This window comes from Actinoplanes sp. GCM10030250 (assembly GCF_042666575.1).
GTDB lineage: Bacteria > Actinomycetota > Actinomycetes > Mycobacteriales > Micromonosporaceae > Actinoplanes.
Window position 1 is genome coordinate 1 of sequence record NZ_JBHTDO010000050.1, and the last position, 19,571, is coordinate 19,571.

Here is a 19,571-nt window from a genome sequence, read left to right on the forward strand (position 1 = left end):
CACGATCGGCGTCGCGAAGAACAACAGCATGATCGTGCCGTGCATGGTGAACAGCTGGTTGAACTGCTCCGGCGACAACATCTGCATGCCCGGCCGCGCCAGCTCCGCACGCATCAGCAGGGCCATGAAGCCGCCTGCCACGTAGAAGACGATCGACGTGACCATGTACATGATCCCGATCTGCTTCGCGTCGGTGGTGCGCAGGATCCTGGCCAGAGCCGAACCCTTGACCTGCCGGCGTACAGGGTGCGGCCGAACCTGGACCGGCCTCGGGGCGACGGTGGTCATGCAAGCTCCTCGGCTTCACATACGGAGAACTGTTGCTCACCCTCCGTTATATGCTTCGGCGGCGGCGATCCGTGCCAGATCCGCTCATCAGCCGCATTTCCGCATCACCCAGGTGACGCGGTTCGCCAGTGTCGGTCCAGCCGGCCGGGAAACCGGAATGGCACAGCCGGGAAACCGGATTGGCACAGCCGGAAAGCCGGAATGGCACAGCCGAGGAACTCGGATAGCACACCCGACGCCCTCGCACACCGTGAATGCCGCGGGAGATGACCATGCTTGACGAGAAGGATCGCCGTGCGCTCGCCGACATCGAGCAGCGGCTGCGGGCCGACGACCCGGCGTTCGCGCGGCGGATGAACGCCACCACGGTCCGCGGCTCGTTCCCGGCCATCGCGGTGCTGTGCGCGACGGTGTTCCTCGCACTGCCGTTCGTGGCGCTTTTCCTCGGCCCGAAGGCGGCCCTGATCCTCATCGACCTGGCCGCGGTGGCGGTCGTCGTGATCCTGGCCTGCCGCAACATCCGCGGCCAGGACGGCCGCACCGGAGAAAAGAACCAGGACGGCGATGGCCAGGAGTGAGCGATCCGGTCGCGATCAAGAGCCGCGCGTACGCTCGACAAGTGAACTTCGACGATCGATTCGCCCGGGAACTCCCGGAACTGGCCGTGCCCTGGCAGGCCGAGAAGTTCCCCAGCCCGGCGCTGCTGGTGCTCGACGACAAACTCGCCGCCGAACTCGGCTTCGACCCGTCCGAGCTGCGGCAATCCGGCGACACCGAGCAGCCGCGGCAATCCGGCGGCACCGAGCAGCCGCGGCAATCGGGCGGCGTTGAGCAGCTGCTGGCGAGCCCGCACTCGGTGGCCCAGGCCTACGCCGGGCACCAGTTCGGCGGTTATTCTCCGCGCCTGGGCGACGGCCGCGCGCTGCTGCTCGGCGAGATCGACGGCCGGGACGTGCACCTCAAGGGCTCCGGCCGCACGCCGTTCGCGCGCGGCGGTGACGGCTTGGCCGCGGTCGGGCCGATGCTGCGCGAGTACGTGATCAGCCACGCCATGCACGCCCTCGGCATCCCGACCACCCGCTCCCTGGCCGTGCTGGCCACCGGCGGCACCGTCCACCGAGAGACGCCACTGCCCGGTGCCGTGCTGGTCCGGGTCGCCGCCAGCCACCTGCGGGTCGGAACATTCCAGTATGCAAGGGCCACCGGCGACCTCGGCCTGCTGCGGCGGCTGGCCGACCACGCCATGGCGCGCCACTACCCGGAAGCCGCCGGCCCTCTCGCCTTCTTCGACTCCGTGGTCACCGCGCAGGCGTCGCTGATCGCCAAGTGGATGCTGGCGGGATTCATCCACGGCGTGATGAACACCGACAACATGACGATCTCGGGCGAAACCATCGACTACGGGCCGTGCGCCTTCCTCGACGCGTTCGACCCGGCGACCGTCTTCAGTTCGATCGATCACTCCGGGCGGTATGCGTACCGGAATCAGCCGGTCGTCGCCACCTGGAACCTGGCGCGGCTCGGCGAGGCTCTGCTGCCGCTCTTCAGCGACGACGAGGACAAGGCGGTCGCTCTCGCCACCGAGGTCCTCGAGCGGTTCAAGCCCCGATACCAGCAGGCGTGGACCACCGGAATGCTGAACAAAATCGGACTCGACAAGGACGGCGAGCAAGAGGGGGAACTGCTCGACGACCTGGTCGCCTTCATGCAGGAGGAGCGGGTCGACCACACGTCGTTCTTCCGTACCCTCGCTTCTTCCGCCCGTGGCAACGCGGCCTCGCCCGCGCCCGCGGCCTGGATGTCACGCTGGCTGGCGCACAGCCCCGACCCCGACGCGATGGATCGGGTCAATCCGGTCTACATCCCCCGCAATCACCTGGTCGAAGAAGCCCTGGCCGCAGCGACGTCAGGTGACCTCGACCCGGTACATCGCCTGCTCGGAGCGGTGACCGACCCCTTCACCGAACGCGCCGGCCTGGAGCGCTACGCCGAACCCGCCCCCAAGGAGTTCCGCGACGGATTCCAGACCTTCTGCGGAACATAAAGAACACAAGGAACACAAGGAACGCAGGAACCGCAGGAAACGCAGGAACGTAGGAAACGTAGGAAACGCAAGCGAGATAGCAGGAGCTACGCCGCCGGGCCGTGATTGTGGAACTCCCACAGCCGGTTGTGATTCACATCGTCAAGGTCACGGCCCGGATCGACGCTCGCGGAGAACGGCCGGGCCGTCGTCGCGGCCGGCGCCCACGGGCTCACCGTGTCGTAACCCGCGCCGATCAGGCTGTCCCGAATGACAAGCTGACCGTTAGCGGTCACCCCCGGCAGGTAGCCGGTGCTGCCCGCGCCCTGGTCCCAGGCCCGGCCCAGACGGCCGGTCGGCGCTGCGCGGTAGGCCTCGTCCGCGATGATGCGCGATCTGCGGACCAGGAATCCGTACGGGTGGAGCGGCGCCGTGTTCGGAGCGAAGACGACGCCCCCGCTGGGTTTCCGCGTCGAAACCAGGTTGAAGGTGCACCCGGTGAAGACCGCCGACGCCCGCCCGAACACGAAGTCGGTGTCCCCCTCGATGTAGGTGTCGCGGACCGAGACACGGGCGATCCGGTCGACGTCGTCGGCGTTCGCGAGGAACGTGTCCTGCCTGCTGATCAACCGCAGGTCCTCGAGCTGGGTGCGGTCGGCGTCGGTGCGCAGGGCGAGCGCCTGGTGTGTTCCGCGGTCGACGGTGTCCAGCAGCGTGTTGGTGATCGTCAGGTTCTTGAGCTGGAGGTCGGTGCTCTGCGACCAGACCACCGTGGCGCACAGTCCGGCGGTGGCGGCGGTGCGGGTGGCGCAGGACTGGAACATCCGCCAGGCGGGGTCGCCCTCGGCGTAGCGGCCGCCGGCGTTGACCTGCGCGGCCCATTGGGCGGGGGTGATCGTCGCGTCCAGGGAGAACTCGATGTCGACGCGGCCGAGTCCGTGAATGGTCAGGGGCGGTGTGCCGGCCGGGATGAACACGGTGCCGGTGTAGGTGCCGGGAAGAACAGCGATCGTACGGCGGGCAGTGCCGCCCTTCCGATAGGCGGCGTCGACCGCCTCCTGAACGCCGGCGAAGCCGCGCCCGCCGACGACGAAGTCGGGCCGGACGTGCGTGCGGATGGGTTGCGGGTTCCAGGGGTCCGCCACCGGCGCGTCATATCTGCCGGAGAAGCCCAGATAGTTGGCGGCGACGTACGGCTCGGCCTCCTCGGCGGAAAGGATCGGCCGGGTGACAGTCCCCGGCGCGGTCGAGCCGGGGCCGGCCGTGGCGGCGACCGGCGGCCAGGCCAGCGTCACAGCAACCGCCATTACCAGCACACGTATGGCCCGCATCGATTCCTCCCCAGGCCCAGGAAAGCGCTTTCCCCATGGCCAGGAAGAAGCCTACTATCGATGACCGTGGTTATGTCAACGCCGCAGGACGTAGTGGACGATGCCTTCGAAATCAGGTTCCGGGTCGTCCCGCAGAAAGCCCGCCGCCTCCGCGCACCGCACACTCGCCACGTTCTCCGGCTCGATCCCGGCGGCGAAGACCACCACATCCGCCATCTCCGGCGCGTTCACGATCGCCCGGAGCGTCGCCGTCCCGTACCCCTGCCGCCACCGATGCGGCGCCACCACGTAGGCGAGGCCCATCGCGGGCCCCGGTTCGACATCGGTGACGACCGGCCCCTCCGGCCGCTCGTGGTAACGGCTCCATCGGTCGTACACCTCACCGCCCGCATAGGCCACCACCTCGCCGCCGGCCTCGACCGCGACCCAGGTGTGGGTGCGCAGCACCCGCCGGCCCCGGAAGGGCCCCTCGTCCTGCTCCCGCAACGCCATCGCCGGCCAGTCCGGACCGCCCAGCCACCGGTTCACCTCGGGATGGTGGAACCAGGGCTGGACGACCGGCAACAGCTCCGCGGTGAACGGCCGCAGCGAGACGATCACCGGGCGCTAAGCCCGCATGACCGTCGCGATCGGAATGCCCGCCGCGCGCAACGCCGGGATGAAGCCGCCCAGCACCCCCGCGACGATGCCGGCGATGATGCCCGCCACGCCGGCCTCCCACGGGAACTGCACGTCCCGCAGCATCGGCTCGGACTGGCCGACGACCATCGACACGACTTTCAGCCCGGCGACACCCACGCCGATCGCGGCACCCGCTGTGAGCAGGCCGGTCAGCAACGTCTCGGCGAGCACGATGCCGGCCAGGAGCAGGCGTGGCGTGCCGACCGCACGCCGCAGCGCGAACTCCTCGACCCGTTCACCGACCGTGGCCAGGCCGACGTTGAGGATGCCGGCGACGCCGATGAGCAGGACCAGGCCGGCCATCGACAGGAAGATCAGGCGCATCAGCGTGAGCTGCTTCTCCAGCTGCTTGTACGACTCGACCGTCTGCGGATAGCTCTCGACACCCGCCGCCTTGAGCTTGCTCATCAGCACCGGCTCGATCGGGCTGTCCGCGCTGAGCAGCACCTGCATCTGCGTGCCGCCGTTCGGGTCGGCCATCGCCGTCGCCGAGAGCCAGTTGGTCAGCTCGTCCAGCCGGACATAGGCGCGCGGCTGGTAACCGCCGTCGTCGACCACGCCGACGATCTGCGGGGTGAGGTTGGCGCTCGCACCGCGGATCCGCATCTCGGCCGGCACCTGGTACTGCTGGAACCCCTTCGCCGCCTCCTCGTTGATGACGATCTTCGGGGCGAGCGAGGGCACCGAGGAGAAGTCGAGCCACTCCCCGGACGACGGGCGCAGCGGCCGGAAGGTGCGCACCTCACCGGTGAGGGCGGTCAGCTGCACCTCGATCGCGGCGCCCTTGGGCCCGGTGCTGGTCGGCTCGCAGTCGTCGGGGCCGGGGCCGTAGCAGACCATGCCGCCACCCCAGTCCTCGCCGATCGGGGCGCCGCCCTCGTTGACCGGCCGGACGTCCGGCTCGCCGATGATCGCCTGGGTGCTCAGCATGGCGATCGCGTCGGAGCGTCCCTTCACCGTGTCGGTGACGATCGAGCCCAGCTTGTCACTCGTCATCACCTCGACGACCTTCGTGCCGTCGTAGCCCTGGGTCATCTCCAGGTCGGCGAGCAGCGCGCGCTCGGCGATGCTGGCACCGGCCTGCACCACGACGACGGCGAGCACACCGAGGAACAGGCTGATCATCGAGAGCAGGGTGCGCAGCTTGCGGGCCCGGATGCCCTGGACGCCGATGATCAGGGCGGAACGGTAGCCGCCGGAAAGCCTTCTCATACCGGAACCCGTTCCGTGAGCACGCCGTCGACCAGGCTCATCGTGCGGCCCATCCGGGCGGCGTGGTCCCGGTCGTGGGTGACGAGCACCAGACCGCACCCGCGGGTGGTCGCCGACATCAGGGCGTCGATCACGGCGGTGCCGGTCTCGGTGTCCAGGGCGCCGGTCGGCTCGTCGGCGAGGAGGACCTGCGGATCCCGTACGAGCGCGCGGGCGATCGCCACCCGCTGCTGCTCGCCGCCGGACATCTTGGCCGGCCGGTTCTTCGCGAGATGCGCGATGCCGACCTGGTCGAGCGCCTCCATGACCCGGTTGCGGCGCTGCCGCCGCGGCAGCCAGCCCTGGCCGTTGACGAGGGCCATCGACACGTTCTGCGCCGAGGTCAGGTGCTTGAGCAGGAAGAACCGCTGGAACACGAACCCGAAGTGCGAGCTGCGCAGCCGGGCCGCCCGGCGCTCGGGCAGCCGGCTGATGTCCTGGCCGACGAGGTGATAGGTGCCCTGGTCGGGGCGGTCGAACAGGCCGAGGATGCTGAGCAGGGTGCTCTTGCCGGAGCCGGACCGCCCGACGATCGCCACGCTCTCACCGCGGAGCACGGTGAGGTCGACGCCGTCGAGGATCGTGCGGGGCTGTTCCTGGCCCTTCAGGACCTTGGTGATCCCGTTCAGCTCGATCAGGGCGTCGGTCATCCGGTCACCCCGGGCTCGGGCTCCGCGGCGGGCAGGTTCGGTCCCGGCACGGCGATCGTCTCGTCGCCCTTGAGGCCCTTCTTGATCTGGACGACCTTGCCGTCGGTGAGGCCCAGCTCGACGTCGACCGTCTTGCGGGTCTTGTCCTCGCCGACCAGGTCGACCTTGCCCTTGCCCTGGGTGCCGGCGACCGCCTCGACCGGCAGGACCAGGGCGTTCTTCGCGCTGTCGGTCACCAGGTCCAGCGTGACCGCGGCACCGTTGATCAGCTTGACGTTCTTCGGCGCGGTGCAGACCAGCTGGAGCCCGGTCGCCTCGGAGCCCTCCGGCCCGCTCTCCGGCGCGCCACCCTTGAGGTCGTCGGGAACGGGGTCGGGGGCGCCGGAGGCGCCTGTCGTCGGTGTCGGCTCGGGCGGTTCGGGGACGGTACCGGCCGGCAGCGCGGCGATGGTGCCGCGCGCCTTGCACTTGAACGGCCCCGGACCGTTCTTGATCTGCGCCTGCACCGACTTGACGGCACCGGAGATCCGGTACGCCTGGGCGCTGTCGATGTCCGCGACGATCCCGTATCCGGCGTGCCGCGCGGACACGATCGGCATCCCCGCCGTCACCTTGGTGCGGTCCTCCATCAGGCGGCCCGCCATGGTGGAGTTCGCCGGGATGCTCACCTCGTTCGGGTGGCCGTCCTCCCAGATCGTCGCCACCCAGATCGGGTCGTCGTCGGGCGTCGTCGACGGCTTGAAGCTGCGGTAGCGCACCTCACCGTCGATCGGCGCGACGATGCCGAAGACGGGGTTGATGACCACCTTGCCGCTCAGGCTGATCTTGTTGTTCATGTCCTGCCGGGTGGGCTGCACGGTGGTCAGCACCGTGCCCCGTTCCTCCAGGCCCGGCGTCTGTGCGGTCTCTTCGCCGGACGAGCATCCGGCCGCGAGGGCCACCGCCGAAACCACCGCCCCCACTCGGGCCAGCCTGCGTTGATCCACGGTTACCTCTCCCCCGCCCGGTCACGAAAGCCGCGGCGAGGCCAGAGATGATCTCCGATCGCCGAGCGGCGCAGGAGACGGTACAGGTTCGGCGCAACGTCCGGGTATCCCGGCTTCGTGTCACTCCGCGATCGGCTTGCGGCGGCGTTTGTCCCGGATCCAGATGATCGCCGGTTTCCCGTCGCCGGAGTCGCGCCGGTCGATGTCGAACAGGCCGATCGCGGTGACCAGGCCGCCGAGCTTCGGATAGCCGTAACTGCGCGGGTCGAAGTCGGAGCGCTGCTTGGTGACGATGTGCCCGACCGCGGCGAGCGGCGCCCAGCCGTCGTCGCCCGAGGCCGCCTCGACCGCCGCCCGGATCAGGTTCATCAGGCTGCTGTCCCCGCGCAGCTGGGCGGCGTTGAGCAGCAGCGCCGGGCTCTCCACGGCGGCGGGGCTCAGCGGGGCGATCTCCACCGGCTCCCGGAGGTTCTCCGTGTAGATGAATTTGTCGCAGGCCGCGACGAACGGCTTCGGCGTCTTGCGCTCGCCGAAGCCGTAGACGGTCAGCCCCGACTCGCGGATCCGCGAGGCGAGCCGGGTGAAGTCGCTGTCGCTGGAGACGATGCAGAACCCGTCGAACCGCTCCGTGTAGAGCAGATCCATCGCGTCGATGATCATGGCCGAGTCGGTGGCGTTCTTGCCGACCGTGTAGGAGAACTGCTGGATGGGCTGGATCGACTGGGCGAGCAGCTGGTCCTTCCACCCTCGCAGGCTGGTCCCGGTCCAGTCGCCGTAGGCCCGCTTCACGTGCGCGGTGCCGTATTTGGCGACCTCCGCGAGCAGGCCGTCCACGATGGCCGCCTGGGCGTTGTCCGCGTCGATCAGCACGGCCAGCTTCGGGGAGTTGTCGTTCGCCATCGGGCCATTATCGATCAGGCCGCGGTCATGGCCGCGGTGCGGTGCGCACCCAGGAACGTTCTCCGCGCCGGCTGGTCGCCGCCACGCAGCGGGGGCAGATGTAGCCGACCTGATCCGCGGCGGTGAGCACGTCCGTGGCCCGGAAGTCGAACCTCACGTGCGGGAACCGCCTGAGCCGCGTCCGGCTCAGGGCCAGCCCGCACAGCGTCTGGTTGAGGCCGGGTGTCCACGCGTGGACCTCGCCGGCCGGCTGGCGGATGCCGTCATCGCCCACGAACTCGCTGGATGCCGCGACCGACGCGGCCCGTGCCTTTGCCATGACACGTGCGTTCCCGCGCCGGCCCCGGATACACCCGGAGCCCGGCGCGGGCCACATTCTCACGCCCGGATCGCCGTCGGATCGTCTCGGGCTCGGATCGCGTCAGGCTCGGATCGCCTCAGGCTCGGATCGCTGCGACGGCGGGGCCGCGGGTGGTCCGGCGGGCGGTCCCGATCATCGCCGCGGCGGTCAGGGCCACCGCGATCAAGACCACCATCGTGTACGCGGAAAGTGTCTCCTCCGGCCAGAGACGTCCGGCCCGGGCCGAGCCGAACGGCAGGATCGTGAAGAGCGAGGCCACCGACCCGCCGATCACGCCAGCCACCGTCACCAGCACTCCCTCCAGGCCGACCATGGCGATCAGCTGCCCGCGGGTGGCGCCGGCCAGCCGCTGCTGGGCGAACTCCCGCCGCCGGGCCGAGGTCGCCGCGATCAGCGTGTTGACCAGCATCACCGCGACGAACAGGGTGACCATGCCGACCACCACGTAGTTCAGCGTCTGCACGTCCTGGGCGTAGTCCGGCCGTACCTGCCCCGCCGACGCGCGGTCCTCGACCGCCTGCATGTAGACCGTCCCGGTGGCGATCCCGGTGAACATCAGCACCGGCATGACCGCACCGGCGAGCTGCCGTGTCCGCGAGTGGACACCGAGGACCGCCAGCTCGCCGGCCACCCGGCCGAGCAACCGCAGGGGCCCGCCGAGGACCGCGGTGACCAGCCGCAGCAGTTCCGGAGCCAGCAGGGCCAGCCCGATCGCGGCCCAGATCCCGGCCTGCCCGGCGGTCTGCATGGCGTCGATGCCCTTACCGTCCATCACCGTCGCGGTGAGCGCCGCGCAGCTGGCGCCGGCCAGCAGGAACACACCCGCGCCGAGACGCCGCAGCAGAGGCCGGGGCGGTGTGGCGCCGGGCGGGGCGGAGGTACGCCGGGCGGCCGCGAATCCGGCGACGACGCTCCCGGCCAGCGTGACGCCGAACCCGGTGGCCACCGCGACCGGCCCGAACGTGCTGGCCACCGACTCGGCGACCTGCCCGGTGTCTTGCAGCAGGCCGAGCAGCACCCGCCCGAGGAGCAGGCCCGCGGGCACCGCCAGGGCCGACGCGAGCAGCGCGACGGCGGCCGCCTCCCCGACGATCATCCGGCGCAGCTGCGGGCCGGTGGCGCCGATCCGGCGCAGCAGGGCGACCTGATCGGCGCGCCGTCGCACGGCCAGGCTGAGCGTGGAGGTGACCGCGAACGCCACGATGACCAGGCACCAGCCGCCGCCGACGCTAGCCGTGGTGGTCAGGGACTCGCGGCCGGCGGCGTCCGCGCCCGCGGCGGTGTCGATCAGCGACGCGAACCCCATCAGCAGGGCCGCGCCCAGGAACGAGGAGAGGAACGTGGCGACGAAGCCGCCGGGGCGGTGCCGCAGGTTGCGCAGCGCGACGGCGATCATGCGACCGCTCCGGCCGGGCGGACCTGGTCGCCGAGGTGGGCCAGGCGCTCGGCCACGGCGTCGGCGGTGGGCGCGCGGAGTGCGCCGGCCAGGCGGCCGTCGGCCAGGAAGAGCACCGAGTCGGCGTACGCGGCGGCAACCGGGTCGTGGGTGACCATGACAACCGTACGGCCGTGCTCGTGCACCACCGCCCGCAGCAGCGTGAGCACCTCGCGGGCGCTGCGCAGGTCGAGGGCACCGGTCGGCTCGTCGGCGAAGATGACCGCCGGTTCGAGCACCAGCGCCCGGGCCACCGCGACACGCTGCCGCTGGCCGCCGGAGAGCTTCTCGGGCAGGTCGTTCAGCCGGTCGCCGAGGCCGAGCTGCCCGAGGATCGCCCGGCAGCGGCGCCGGTCGGTGCGCTTGCCGGCCAGGCGCAGCGGCAGCACGACGTTCTGCTCCACGGTCAGCGCGGGCAGCAGGTTGTAGTCCTGGAAGACGAAGCCCACCCGCTGCCGGCGGAACTTCGTGATCGCGGTGTCCGTGGTGGCGGTCAGCTCGGTGCCGCCGAGGAAGACCCGGCCCGCGGTGGGCCGGTCGAGCCCCGCCGCGCACTGGAGCAGGGTGCTCTTGCCGGAGCCGGACGGGCCCATCACCGCGGTGAAGGTCCCGTTGGCGAAGGCCGCCGTGACACCGTCGAGCGCCGTGACGGTTCCGTCGTACGTCTTGCGCAGTTCTTCCACCCGGACCGCGTCGTTTCTCTGAGTCATGGGTACACCGTACGAGCGCACTACCGTAGTGGTCGGTAGTGCTGTCCCCCCTATTTTCCCAGTGCACTATGGTTGGTGCACTAGTGCGGTGAGGAGTGCCATGGACGTACCCGTGTCCCGCCGGATCGTCGCGGAGATCGCCGCCCGGATCGCCTCGGGCGAGCTGGCCCCGGGCGCCCGGATCCCGTCGACCCGGCAGCTCGTCGCGCAGTACGGCGTGGCGATGGCCACCGCCACGAAGGTCATCACGACGCTGCGCGAGCAGGGCCTGGTGCAGACCCGGCCCGGCTCCGGCACCGTCGTCACCCCCCTCGCCCGGGCCGGGCTCGCACCACCCGACCGCGACCGCGTGGTGCGGGCCGCGATCTCCGTCGCCGACGCCGAAGGGCTGGCCGGCCTGTCGATGCGCCGGCTCGCCGCCGAGCTGGGCATGCCGACGATGTCGCTGTACCGGCACGTCGCGGACAAGGACGAGCTCGTCCTGCTGATGATGGACGAGGTGATGGCCGCCGCCGCGCCACCCCGGCACCTCTCCCCCGCGCGGGACGGCTGGCGCACCTGCCTCCAGGCGCACGCCCGCCTGCAGTGGGCGATGTACCGGCGGCATCCCTGGCTCGCCCAGGCCGTCTCGTTCACCCGGCCGCTGCTGGCACCGCGCGCCATGGCGCACACCGAGTGGGCGATGCGGGCGATCGACGGGCACGGCCTCACCCCGGGCGTCCAGTTCCGGGCCGCCGTGATGCTCGCCAACCACGTCCGCGGCACTGCCGTCGGCCTGGAGGAGGAGGCACAGGCCGAGCAGGAGACCGGGATGACCGACCAGCAGTGGCTGCGATCCCAGCGGGACCGGTTCGCGACGGTGCTGGCCACCGGCGAACTGCCCATGCTGGAGCGTTTCCTGACCGACGGCGATCAGGACTTCGACCTGGAGAACCTCTTCGAGTTCGGCCTCCAGCGCCTGCTGGACGGCCTGGAACTGATCATGACGCGGGGATGACCCGGCGGCTATGCTGCCCGGGTGCCGCCCGACGAGATCTCGCAGCGACGGCCTGCGGGCGCGCTCGAGTCGGAGGTGCTCCGGGTGCTCGTCGCCGCGTCCGCGCCGCTCAATCCGCGTGACGTGCTCGACCGGCTGGCGCTGCCGCTGTCGTACAGCACCGTGGTGACGATCCTGACCCGCATGCACGGCAAGGGACGGGTGACCCGCTACCGGGAGGGGCGCGCGTACCGGTACGCGCCGCTGACCGACGAGGCGTCGGTGGCCGCCGAGCGGATGAGCGCCGCCCTCGGCACCGGGACCGACCGGGCGACCGTGCTGCGCCGCTTCGTGGCCGGGCTGGAGCCGGGCGACGAGGAGCTGCTGCGGCGCCTGCTGAGCGACGAGTAGCCGTCAGTTGTGGGCGATGTAGAGCAGTTCGCCCAGGTCCCAGACGCACTCGGCGGTCCAGACCAGGGAGAACGCCGCGACGGCTGCCGGGATCGCCAGGGTCAGCAGCGAGCGGGTGCGGCGCGGCGCCAGCAGTGAGGCCACCCGGCGCGGGACGGCACCGGCCTGGCGCAGGTCCTCGCGGGACGGCGCGACCCGCAGGCCGGCGGCGCCCTCCGACACCAGGGCGGCCGCGGCGATGGCCCGGGCCACCACCCGCCGGTCACCCAGCTGGGCCGCGGCGCGCTCGTCGGCGGCGCGCTCGACGAGGTAGCCGAATTGGCGGGTGAGCGGCCGGAACGCCGGGTGGACGGCGGCGGACAGGTGCGCGAGCAGGACCAGCCGGTGGTGCCGCGCTTCGAGGTGGGCCCGTTCGTGGGCGAGCAGGGCGGCGTACTGGGTGTCGTCGAGGGCGGCGCGCATGCCGGTGGTGACCACGATCCGGCCGTCCGGGCCGGGCACCGCGAAGGCCTCGGCCCGGTCGTCGTCGACGAGCAGGACCCGGTCGCTCCCGGCGGGCCGCGCGGTCCAGCGGCGGGCGAAGCGGGTGTCGCGGCGGTGGGTGTGCCAGACGCGGGCGAGCCCGGCCACCGCGGCGATCGTCATCGCCAGGGAGAGCCAGGAGACCCACGGCTCCTGGGCGGTGTCGGCACGCACGTACTCGTCGGAGATGTTCAGCAGCGGGCCGGCGGCCGGCAGTTCAGCGATCGCCTTGAGGGCGAACGCGGTGATGGTCACCAGGCTCGCGGCAGCGGCGGCGGCGAGGGAGACGGCGAGGAAGATCGCGGCGCGCTCGGGGCGGAGCCGGTCGGCCAGGTAGCTGATCGCGAACGCGACCACGACCGGGCAGATCACGACCTCCCAGACGAAGTGATCGAACACGGCGCCTCCTTTCCCGCGGGGACCCCGGGGGAAAACGCAGTGTCGCACGTGGGGAGGGTGACCCTGGACAGTGAGGCGAGGCAAACCTAATCTACAGTCTGTAGCAGACAGATAAGGCAAGCCTTACCGAACGCCAGCCGTCATGTCGGCCGTACCGAATCGAGGTCCCTTGCTCGCCACCTACCTCATCGGCCTTCGCGAAGGGCTGGAGGCCACCCTGGTGGTCAGCATCCTGATCGCGTTCCTGGTCAAGGCCGACCGCAAGGACCGGCTGCCGCAGGTCTGGGCCGGCGTCGCCACCGCGGTCGCGCTCTCCGTGCTGTTCGGCTGGCTGCTCAGCTACACCTCCACCACCCTGCTGCGCGAGTACGAGCAGCGTGAGCTCTTCGAGGCGATCACCTCGATCCTGGCCGTCGTCTTCGTCACCTGGATGATCTTCTGGATGCGCCGGGCGGCCCGGTCGATCGCCGGTGACCTGCGCGGCAAGCTCGCCGACGCGCTCGCCGTCGGGTCGATCGCGGTGGCCGTGATGGCGTTCCTCGCGGTGGTCCGGGAAGGGCTCGAGACGTCGCTGATCTTCTACTCGGCGGTGCAGGGCGCCGGTGTCGACGGCGGCCCGCTGCTCGCCCTTGTCGGCGGCATCCTCACCGCTGTCGCGATCGGCTTCCTGATGTACGCCAGCGCGGTCCGGATCAACCTCACCGTCTTCTTCACGGTCACCGGGGCGCTGCTCATCCTGGTCGCCGCCGGGATCCTCAAGTACGGCGTCCACGACCTGCAGGAATCGGGTGTGCTGCCGGGACTCAACACCCTGGCGTACGACGTGAGCGGGGTCCTCGACCCGTCCGCCTGGTACACCGCCCTGCTGACCGGCATGTTCAACGTCACACCGACCGCGAGTGTGCTCGAGGTGGTCGCGTGGGCTGCTTACGCCGTACCCGTGCTCCTGATCTTCTTGCGTCCCGCCGGGCGCAAGCCTGCTCCCCTTCCCGCGCCCCAGTCCTAGGAGAAATCGTGCGCATCTTCCCCCGGCTGCTCGTCCTCGCGACGGTCGCCCTCCTCGCCGGATGCGGCGCCGACGAGCCGGAGAGCGCCGCGGCGGGCGGCCCGATCGCGGTCAAGGCCACCGACACCGGCTGTGAGGTCGCCAGGACCTCCGTCGACGCCGGCACCAGCGTCTTCGCCATCACGAACGGCGGGCAGAAGGTCACCGAGTTCTACGTGTACGCACCCGGCGACCGGGTGATGGCCGAGGTCGAGAACATCGCACCCGGCCTGTCCCGGAACCTGCACGTCGAACTGCCCGCGGGCACCTACGAGACGGCCTGCAAGCCCGGCATGATCGGCAAGGGCATCCGCGGGGCGCTGACCGTCTCCGGCTCGGCGGCGCCGCTGACCGACGACGCCGCGCTGCTCGCCGCGACCGACAGCTACTCCCGGTACGTGAAGTCGCAGACCGCGGCCCTGGAGGAGAAGACCGGCGAGTTCGTCACCGCTGTGAAGGCCGGCGACGTCGCGAAGGCGAAGGCGCTGTTCCCGGTCGCCCGCACCTACTGGGAGCGGATCGAGCCGGTCGCCGAGATCTTCGGCGACCTGGACCCGCGGATCGACGGCCGCGAGGAGGTCACCGAGGAGGGCCTGACGTTCGGCGGCTTCCACCGCATCGAGAAGGACCTCTGGGAGGGCGGCGACGTGTCGAACTCCGGCCCGATCGCCGACCAGCTGATGACCGACGTCAAGGAGATCGTGCAGAAGGCCAACGCCGAGAAGCTGTCCCCGCTGCAGCTGGCCAACGGCGCGAAGGCCCTGCTCGACGAGGTGGCCTCCGGCAAGATCACCGGCGAGGAGGACCGCTACTCGCACACCGACCTGTGGGACTTCAACGCCAACATCGAAGGCTCCAAGGCGGCCATCGCCTCGCTGCGGCCGGTCCTCGACGAGCGGGACCCCGAGCTGGTCAAGACCCTCGACACCGAGTTCGCCAACGTCGACGCGGCGCTGGCCGAGCACCGCGCCGGTGACGGCTGGAAGCTGCACACCGCCCTGACCCAGGCGGACCTCAAGAAGCTCTCCGACGCGATCAACGCGCTCGCCGAGCCGATCAGCCAGGTGGCCGCCGTGGTCGCCAAGAAGGCATGACGCTCTCCCGCCGGCGCGCGCTCACCCTTGCCGGGGCGGGCGCCGCCGGGCTCGCCCTCGCCGGGTGCGACGACGGCGCGGAGCCGGCGGCGAACGCCGTCACCGGTGCGGTGGCGTTCACCGGCGAGCACCAGGCCGGCATCGTCACGCCGGCACAGGACCGGCTGCACTTCGTGGCCTTCGACGTGATCACGAAGGACCGCGACCGGCTGATCCGGCTGCTCAAGGAGTGGACCGCCGCCGCGGCGCGGATGACGCAGGGGCGCGACGCCGGTGAGATCGGTGCCGTCGGCGGCATCCCCGAGGCACCGCCGGACGACACCGGCGAGGCCCTCGGCCTGCCGCCGTCCCAGCTGACCGTGACGGTCGGGTTCGGTCCCGCCCTGTTCGACCGGTTCGGGCTGGCCAAGCAGCGGCCGGCCGCGCTGGAGACACTGCCGAAGTTCACCGGCGACACCCTCGACCCGGCGCTGTCGGGCGGGGACATCGCGATCCAGGCGTGCGCCAACGACCCGCAGGTGGCGGTCCACGCGATCCGTAACCTGGCCCGCATCGGGATGGGCGTGGTCAGCGTGCGGTGGTCGCAGCTCGGGTTCGGGCGTACGTCGTCGACGAGCACCGGGCAGGCGACACCGCGGAACCTGTTCGGGTTCAAGGACGGCACCCGCAACCTCAAGGCGGAGGAGACCGATCTGCTCCGGGAACACCTGTGGGTGCAGCCCGGTGACGGGCCGGAGTGGATGACCGGAGGCTCGTACCTGGTCAGCCGCAAGATCCGGATGCTGATCGAGACGTGGGACCGGTCGTCGCTGGTGGAGCAGGAGGCGATCGTCGGGCGTACCAAGGGCAGCGGTGCGCCGCTCGGCATGGCGAACGAATTCGACGAGGTCGACTTCACGTCGGTCGGCGCGGACGGGGAACCGCTGCTCGCGGAGACGGCACACGTGCGGCTCGCCCACCCGGCCACCAACAACGGGGCGCGGATGCTGCGCCGCGGGTACAACTTCGTCGACGGTTCGGACGGACTCGGGCGCCTCAACGCCGGGTTGTTCTTCCTCGCCTATCAGCGGGATCCGCGTACCGGGTTCATCCCGGTGCAGCGGAGCCTGTCCGGGCGTGACGAGATGAACGAGTACATCCGGCACGTCTCCAGCGGGATCTTCGCCTGCCCGCCCGGTGTCGCGGGCGGGGACGACTTCTGGGGAAGCAAGCTCTTCGCCTGAATCTTCTTCCCTTACAGTGCATCCGCGGGATCCTCCCCGAGCGAATCCTGTACGTGGAAGGGAGGTCGATGAGCTCCGACGACGAGCTCGCAGAGCGGTTGCGTGACGGCGACGAGAAAGCTCTGCGTGCGGCATACGACAGGCACGGCGCGGCCGTGCTGTACCTGGCCCAGCGGCTGCTGGGCAACAGGGCGGACGCCGAGGACGTCACCCAGGTGACGTTCGTGGCGGCCTGGACCGGGCGTGACTCCTACGATCCGCAGCGCGGCACGATGCTGGGCTGGCTGCTGGGCATCGCCCGGCGCAAAGCCGTCGACCGCATGCGATCGGCGGCACGCGAGAACCGGGTGGAAGACATCGTACGGGCGCAGGTGGCACCGCCGGACGAACGGGAGACGCCGGAACGGATCGTCGACCGGCTCGTCGTCGCCGACGAGCTGAACCGGCTCTCCGACGAGCAGCGGCGCACCCTGGAGCTGGCGTTCTTCGACGACCTCTCGCATACACAGATAGCGGCCGTCACCGGATTACCCATCGGTACGGTCAAAAGCCATATCCGGCGTGGAATGGCGAACCTGCGACGTCGTTGGGAGGTGGACGGTGCAGCATTTGGATCCCGATCGGCTGGTCCTACTCGCGCTCTCTGAGGAACCACAGGAGCTGGGCGAATCCGATCACCTGGCGACCTGCGCCGGCTGCCGGTACGACCTGGACACCCTGCGCGACGTCGCCGAGCTCGGCGCCGAGGCACAGGACCTGCGCGACCTGCCCCCGCCGCCGGAGCATCTCTGGCGCGGGATCGAGGCGGGAATCGCGGCCTCCACACCGGCTGCCACACCGGCCGCGACGTCAGCCGCGGCTCCGGTGATCGACCTGAACGCCCGGCGTGGCACGGGCCGGAAGTGGACCCGCCGCCTGATGCCGGTGATCGCCGCGGCGGCGGCAGCGGTCCTGGCAGTGGCGGGGACGGTGGCGGTCTACCGGTTCTCCGGGCGCACGGCACCCGCGGAAGTGACGGCGAGGGCAACGCTCGCCCCGCTACCGACGGTCCCGGCGGACGCGGCCGGCAGTGTCCGGGTGCTCACCGACGGGGAGATGCGGATCGACGTGCGCAATCTGCCGCTGACCACCGGCTTCCACGAGGTCTGGCTGATCGATCCGGACGACCTGACGAAGATGGTGGCCCTCGGCAACCTGTCCGACGAGCGGGACGTGGTGCTGCCGGTACCACCCGGCACCGACCTCAACCGGTACCGCCTGGTCGACGTCAGCGACGAACCGCACGACGGGGACGCGACCCACTCGGGTCGCAGCCTGCTGCGCGGAATGCTGACCAACTAGCGCACCCCGGGGTGGTGGCCAAGCGTCACCACCCCGGAGTTAGCCATCAGCCCTCCCGAGCCGCACCGCCGCCCGTCGTCGCGGGCCGCATCGCGCCGCCGCCGGCCTTCACGCGCCGCACCGCCGCCGCGCCGCCGCCGGCCTTCACGCGCCGCACCGCCGCCGCGCCGCCGCGCCGCCGCCGGCCTTCACACGCCGCACCGCCGCCGCCCGCCGCACCGCCGCCCGCCGTCGTCAACCACGCCGTTGCCTGGTCGGGTCAGAGGCCGAAGGCGAGCAGCACGTTGCCGTGGTCGCTGGGATAGAACGGGTAGTAACCGGCCTGGACGTAGACCATTCCGTTCGCCACGACCGCGCCGCCGCTGCCGGAGATCGAGGCGCCGTAGCCGGTGAGGCCGTTCACCCCGGCGAACTCGCGCACCGTGTCGAACTGCCACAGCACCTTGCCGGTGCGAGCCGAGTAGGCCCGCATCTTGCCGTCGGTGCTGCCCTCCCAGACCACGCCGGGGCTGGACGTCACCGCCGGGGTGTGTGCGAGCGCGCACAGGTCGGGGTGAGCGGCGGCGCCACCCGTCGTGCAGCCGTCGGCCGGGTTCGGCGTCTGCCACAGCACCTGCCCGGTGGCCGGCTCCAGCGCGAACACCGTGCCCGGATCGGCGAAGTACGACGCCGCGTAGAGCCGGTGCCCGTCGTAGCTGCTCCCCCACTGCAGGCCGGAGATGCCGCCGCTGGGCAGCGGCACACCCAGCTGCCGCCGCCAGGCGACCGTCCCGGTGCGCGCGTCGAACGCGTGGTAGACCCCGCTCTTCTGCCCGACGCCCACCAGGGTCCGCCCGCCGGCTCGGAAGATGTTGGGTGTGGCGCCGATGTCGTAGTCGAGTGCTGACCCGTCGCGCAGGCCGGGGCAGAATCCCTCGGCGTCCGGCTCGTTGCACAGGCTGCGCCACGTGTCCGCCCGGGTGACCTGCTGCTTCCAGCGCACCGAACCGTTGCGCGCGTCCAGGGCCAGCAGCGAGTCGAAGTCGCCGGCGCTGCCCGTGTAGTTCTGGCCGGTGCCGACATAGAGCGTGCCGGTGGCCGGGTCGATGACCGGGGAACTCCACACGCCCGCGCCGGACGGCTCGAAGCGGGCCGCGCCGCTCGGCCAGGTGCCGACCTGGACCGGCTCCGGCACGGTCCAGTAGCGCCACGTGAGCGCACCGGTGTCGGCGTCGAGCGCGTCGATGTGCCCGCGGAAGGTGCAGCACGGTGTGGCGGCGTCACCGGTGTTCTCCCCGCTCGAGGCACCGATATAGATCTTGCCGCGGTAGTACAGCGGGGAACTCGTGTGGATGCCCGCCGGGTGCGTCTCGGTGTCCTTGGCCCACCGCAGGCGGCCGGTCCGCTGGTCGAGCGCGTACACGTACCCCCGGCTGTCGCCGAAATAGACCTTGCCGCGCGCGACGGCCGGCCCGTCCAGCACGATCGCGCCGCCGGCGGCCGGGTCGACCGAGGTCAGCTCGAACGTCCAGCGGGTGGCGCCGGTCCGGGCGTCGAGCGCGTAGAACTTGCCGTCCGGCCCGCCGAAGTAGATGCCGCCGTCGACCACGGCGGGCTGGCTCTTCGCCGGGGCGCCGGTCTTCGGATAGGCGAAGGCCCACTTCAGCTTGAGTTTGCCGACGTTGGCGGGGGTGATCCGGCGCTCGGCGGCGTTGTGACGGGAGCCTTTCGTGTCGCCCTGCCAGGTCGGCCAGTCGCCGTCGCGGCTCCCGGCGAGGGTGGGTGTCACCGAGACGGCCATCAGCGGGAGAACCGCGCCGATCAGGACGAACAGACGGAACAGAGCCCGGCGCATCTTGATCACTCCCCGTGAGTCAGCGGCCACTGCGAGACACTGTAGACCACCGCCGCGATCTATATCTGCCGCTGATCTCCGCGGCGCGACAGCAGGCACACACGGTGGAA

The 19,571-nt window shown here is 71.0% G+C and carries 22 protein-coding genes; 9 read left to right on the forward strand and 13 right to left on the reverse strand.

Annotated elements, in window-relative coordinates:
* Positions 1-288 (reverse strand): cbb3-type cytochrome c oxidase subunit I (locus ACFQV6_RS39835; RefSeq protein WP_378032906.1); only part of this gene is annotated, 288 nt, incomplete at its 3' end.
* 272 nt (positions 289-560) lie between these two features.
* Between ACFQV6_RS39835 and ACFQV6_RS39840 the strand changes: the two genes are divergently transcribed.
* Both ACFQV6_RS39840 and ACFQV6_RS39845 read left to right on the forward strand, forming a co-directional pair.
* A complete protein-coding gene (locus tag ACFQV6_RS39840; protein ID WP_378032907.1) occupies positions 561-866 on the forward strand; it encodes a DUF3040 domain-containing protein in 306 nt (101 codons plus the stop codon).
* A gap of 41 nt (positions 867-907) precedes the next feature.
* A complete protein-coding gene (locus ACFQV6_RS39845) occupies positions 908-2,332 on the forward strand; it encodes a YdiU family protein (protein ID WP_378032908.1) in 1,425 nt (474 codons plus the stop codon).
* An 86-nt stretch (positions 2,333-2,418) separates the two neighbouring features.
* On the opposite strand, the gene ACFQV6_RS39850 is transcribed toward ACFQV6_RS39845, so the two are convergent.
* From ACFQV6_RS39850 to ACFQV6_RS39890, 9 genes are all read right to left on the reverse strand, one after another.
* Positions 2,419-3,642, reverse strand: coding sequence for a putative acyl-CoA thioester hydrolase (locus ACFQV6_RS39850; RefSeq protein WP_378032909.1), 1,224 nt, complete (start codon positions 3,640-3,642; stop codon positions 2,419-2,421).
* A 75-nt stretch (positions 3,643-3,717) separates the two neighbouring features.
* A complete protein-coding gene (locus ACFQV6_RS39855) occupies positions 3,718-4,242 on the reverse strand; it encodes a GNAT family N-acetyltransferase (protein ID WP_378032910.1) in 525 nt (174 codons plus the stop codon).
* 6 nt (positions 4,243-4,248) lie between these two features.
* Positions 4,249-5,535 carry an ABC transporter permease gene (locus ACFQV6_RS39860; RefSeq protein ID WP_378032911.1) on the reverse strand — a complete coding sequence of 429 codons (1,287 nt, stop codon included), beginning with the start codon at positions 5,533-5,535 and terminating at the stop codon, positions 4,249-4,251.
* Entirely contained in the window at positions 5,532-6,224 is a 693-nt protein-coding gene (locus tag ACFQV6_RS39865) for an ABC transporter ATP-binding protein (RefSeq protein ID WP_378032912.1), read from the reverse strand. The genes ACFQV6_RS39860 and ACFQV6_RS39865 overlap by 4 nt, the downstream gene beginning before the upstream one ends.
* Positions 6,221-7,210, reverse strand: coding sequence for an efflux RND transporter periplasmic adaptor subunit (locus ACFQV6_RS39870; RefSeq protein ID WP_378032913.1), 990 nt, complete (start codon positions 7,208-7,210; stop codon positions 6,221-6,223). The genes ACFQV6_RS39865 and ACFQV6_RS39870 overlap by 4 nt, the downstream gene beginning before the upstream one ends.
* Positions 7,211-7,330: 120 nt before the next feature.
* Positions 7,331-8,110, reverse strand: a complete 780-nt coding sequence (locus ACFQV6_RS39875) for an NYN domain-containing protein (protein WP_378032914.1) — start codon at positions 8,108-8,110, stop codon at positions 7,331-7,333.
* 25 nt (positions 8,111-8,135) lie between these two features.
* Entirely contained in the window at positions 8,136-8,429 is a 294-nt protein-coding gene (locus ACFQV6_RS39880; protein ID WP_378032915.1) for a hypothetical protein, read from the reverse strand.
* Between the two features lie 118 nt (positions 8,430-8,547).
* Positions 8,548-9,867: an FtsX-like permease family protein gene (locus ACFQV6_RS39885; RefSeq protein ID WP_378032916.1), complete on the reverse strand. Its 1,320-nt coding sequence runs from the start codon at positions 9,865-9,867 to the stop codon at positions 8,548-8,550.
* Complete coding sequence (locus ACFQV6_RS39890) at positions 9,864-10,616, reverse strand: ABC transporter ATP-binding protein (RefSeq protein ID WP_378032917.1); 753 nt, start codon at positions 10,614-10,616, stop codon at positions 9,864-9,866. Before ACFQV6_RS39890 ends, ACFQV6_RS39885 begins: the two co-directional genes overlap by 4 nt.
* Before the next feature lie 100 nt (positions 10,617-10,716).
* On the opposite strand from ACFQV6_RS39890, the gene ACFQV6_RS39895 reads away from it, so the two are divergent.
* Both ACFQV6_RS39895 and ACFQV6_RS39900 read left to right on the forward strand, forming a co-directional pair.
* Positions 10,717-11,613, forward strand: a complete 897-nt coding sequence (locus ACFQV6_RS39895) for a TetR/AcrR family transcriptional regulator C-terminal domain-containing protein (protein WP_378032918.1) — start codon at positions 10,717-10,719, stop codon at positions 11,611-11,613.
* 21 nt (positions 11,614-11,634) lie between these two features.
* A complete protein-coding gene (locus tag ACFQV6_RS39900) occupies positions 11,635-12,003 on the forward strand; it encodes a BlaI/MecI/CopY family transcriptional regulator (protein WP_378032919.1) in 369 nt (122 codons plus the stop codon).
* A gap of 3 nt (positions 12,004-12,006) precedes the next feature.
* Here the strand turns inward: ACFQV6_RS39900 and ACFQV6_RS39905 are convergent, their stop codons facing one another.
* On the reverse strand, positions 12,007-12,924 hold the full coding sequence (locus ACFQV6_RS39905; protein WP_378032920.1) for a M48 family metalloprotease: 918 nt from the start codon (positions 12,922-12,924) through the stop codon (positions 12,007-12,009).
* A 169-nt stretch (positions 12,925-13,093) separates the two neighbouring features.
* Between ACFQV6_RS39905 and efeU the strand changes: the two genes are divergently transcribed.
* The 5 genes from efeU to ACFQV6_RS39930 all read left to right on the forward strand — a co-directional run bounded on the left by efeU (position 13,094) and on the right by ACFQV6_RS39930 (position 17,627).
* Complete coding sequence (efeU, locus tag ACFQV6_RS39910; protein ID WP_378032921.1) at positions 13,094-13,930, forward strand: iron uptake transporter permease EfeU; 837 nt, start codon at positions 13,094-13,096, stop codon at positions 13,928-13,930.
* 8 nt (positions 13,931-13,938) lie between these two features.
* Complete coding sequence (efeO, locus tag ACFQV6_RS39915; protein WP_378032922.1) at positions 13,939-15,063, forward strand: iron uptake system protein EfeO; 1,125 nt, start codon at positions 13,939-13,941, stop codon at positions 15,061-15,063.
* Positions 15,060-16,286 (forward strand): iron uptake transporter deferrochelatase/peroxidase subunit, encoded by a 1,227-nt coding sequence (gene efeB / locus ACFQV6_RS39920; protein ID WP_378032923.1) that lies wholly within the window; start codon positions 15,060-15,062, stop codon positions 16,284-16,286. Before efeO ends, efeB begins: the two co-directional genes overlap by 4 nt.
* Before the next feature lie 68 nt (positions 16,287-16,354).
* Entirely contained in the window at positions 16,355-16,933 is a 579-nt protein-coding gene (locus ACFQV6_RS39925) for an RNA polymerase sigma factor (protein ID WP_378032924.1), read from the forward strand.
* Positions 16,887-17,627, forward strand: coding sequence for an anti-sigma factor (locus ACFQV6_RS39930; RefSeq protein ID WP_378032925.1), 741 nt, complete (start codon positions 16,887-16,889; stop codon positions 17,625-17,627). The genes ACFQV6_RS39925 and ACFQV6_RS39930 overlap by 47 nt, the downstream gene beginning before the upstream one ends.
* A gap of 46 nt (positions 17,628-17,673) precedes the next feature.
* Here the strand turns inward: ACFQV6_RS39930 and ACFQV6_RS39935 are convergent, their stop codons facing one another.
* Positions 17,674-17,865, reverse strand: a complete 192-nt coding sequence (locus ACFQV6_RS39935; protein ID WP_378032926.1) for a hypothetical protein — start codon at positions 17,863-17,865, stop codon at positions 17,674-17,676.
* A gap of 21 nt (positions 17,866-17,886) precedes the next feature.
* Positions 17,887-19,491 (reverse strand): PQQ-binding-like beta-propeller repeat protein, encoded by a 1,605-nt coding sequence (locus ACFQV6_RS39940; RefSeq protein WP_378032927.1) that lies wholly within the window; start codon positions 19,489-19,491, stop codon positions 17,887-17,889.
* Positions 19,492-19,571: the final 80 nt, after the last annotated feature.

Excerpts from the sequence above, each read along its gene's own strand:
- ACFQV6_RS39895 (WP_378032918.1), top strand. The coding sequence starts at position 10,717 with ATGGACGTACCCGTGTCCCGCCGGATCGTCGCGGAGATCGCCGCCCGG.
- ACFQV6_RS39885 (WP_378032916.1), bottom strand. The coding sequence starts at position 9,867 with ATGATCGCCGTCGCGCTGCGCAACCTGCGGCACCGCCCCGGCGGCTTC.
- ACFQV6_RS39865 (WP_378032912.1), bottom strand. The coding sequence starts at position 6,224 with ATGACCGACGCCCTGATCGAGCTGAACGGGATCACCAAGGTCCTGAAG.
- ACFQV6_RS39840 (WP_378032907.1), top strand. The coding sequence starts at position 561 with ATGCTTGACGAGAAGGATCGCCGTGCGCTCGCCGACATCGAGCAGCGG.
- ACFQV6_RS39875 (WP_378032914.1), bottom strand. The coding sequence starts at position 8,110 with ATGGCGAACGACAACTCCCCGAAGCTGGCCGTGCTGATCGACGCGGAC.
- ACFQV6_RS39850 (WP_378032909.1), bottom strand. The coding sequence starts at position 3,642 with ATGCGGGCCATACGTGTGCTGGTAATGGCGGTTGCTGTGACGCTGGCC.
- ACFQV6_RS39890 (WP_378032917.1), bottom strand. The coding sequence starts at position 10,616 with ATGACTCAGAGAAACGACGCGGTCCGGGTGGAAGAACTGCGCAAGACG.
- efeB (WP_378032923.1), top strand. The coding sequence starts at position 15,060 with ATGACGCTCTCCCGCCGGCGCGCGCTCACCCTTGCCGGGGCGGGCGCC.
- ACFQV6_RS39880 (WP_378032915.1), bottom strand. The coding sequence starts at position 8,429 with ATGGCAAAGGCACGGGCCGCGTCGGTCGCGGCATCCAGCGAGTTCGTG.
- ACFQV6_RS39925 (WP_378032924.1), top strand. The coding sequence starts at position 16,355 with ATGAGCTCCGACGACGAGCTCGCAGAGCGGTTGCGTGACGGCGACGAG.
- ACFQV6_RS39860 (WP_378032911.1), bottom strand. The coding sequence starts at position 5,535 with ATGAGAAGGCTTTCCGGCGGCTACCGTTCCGCCCTGATCATCGGCGTC.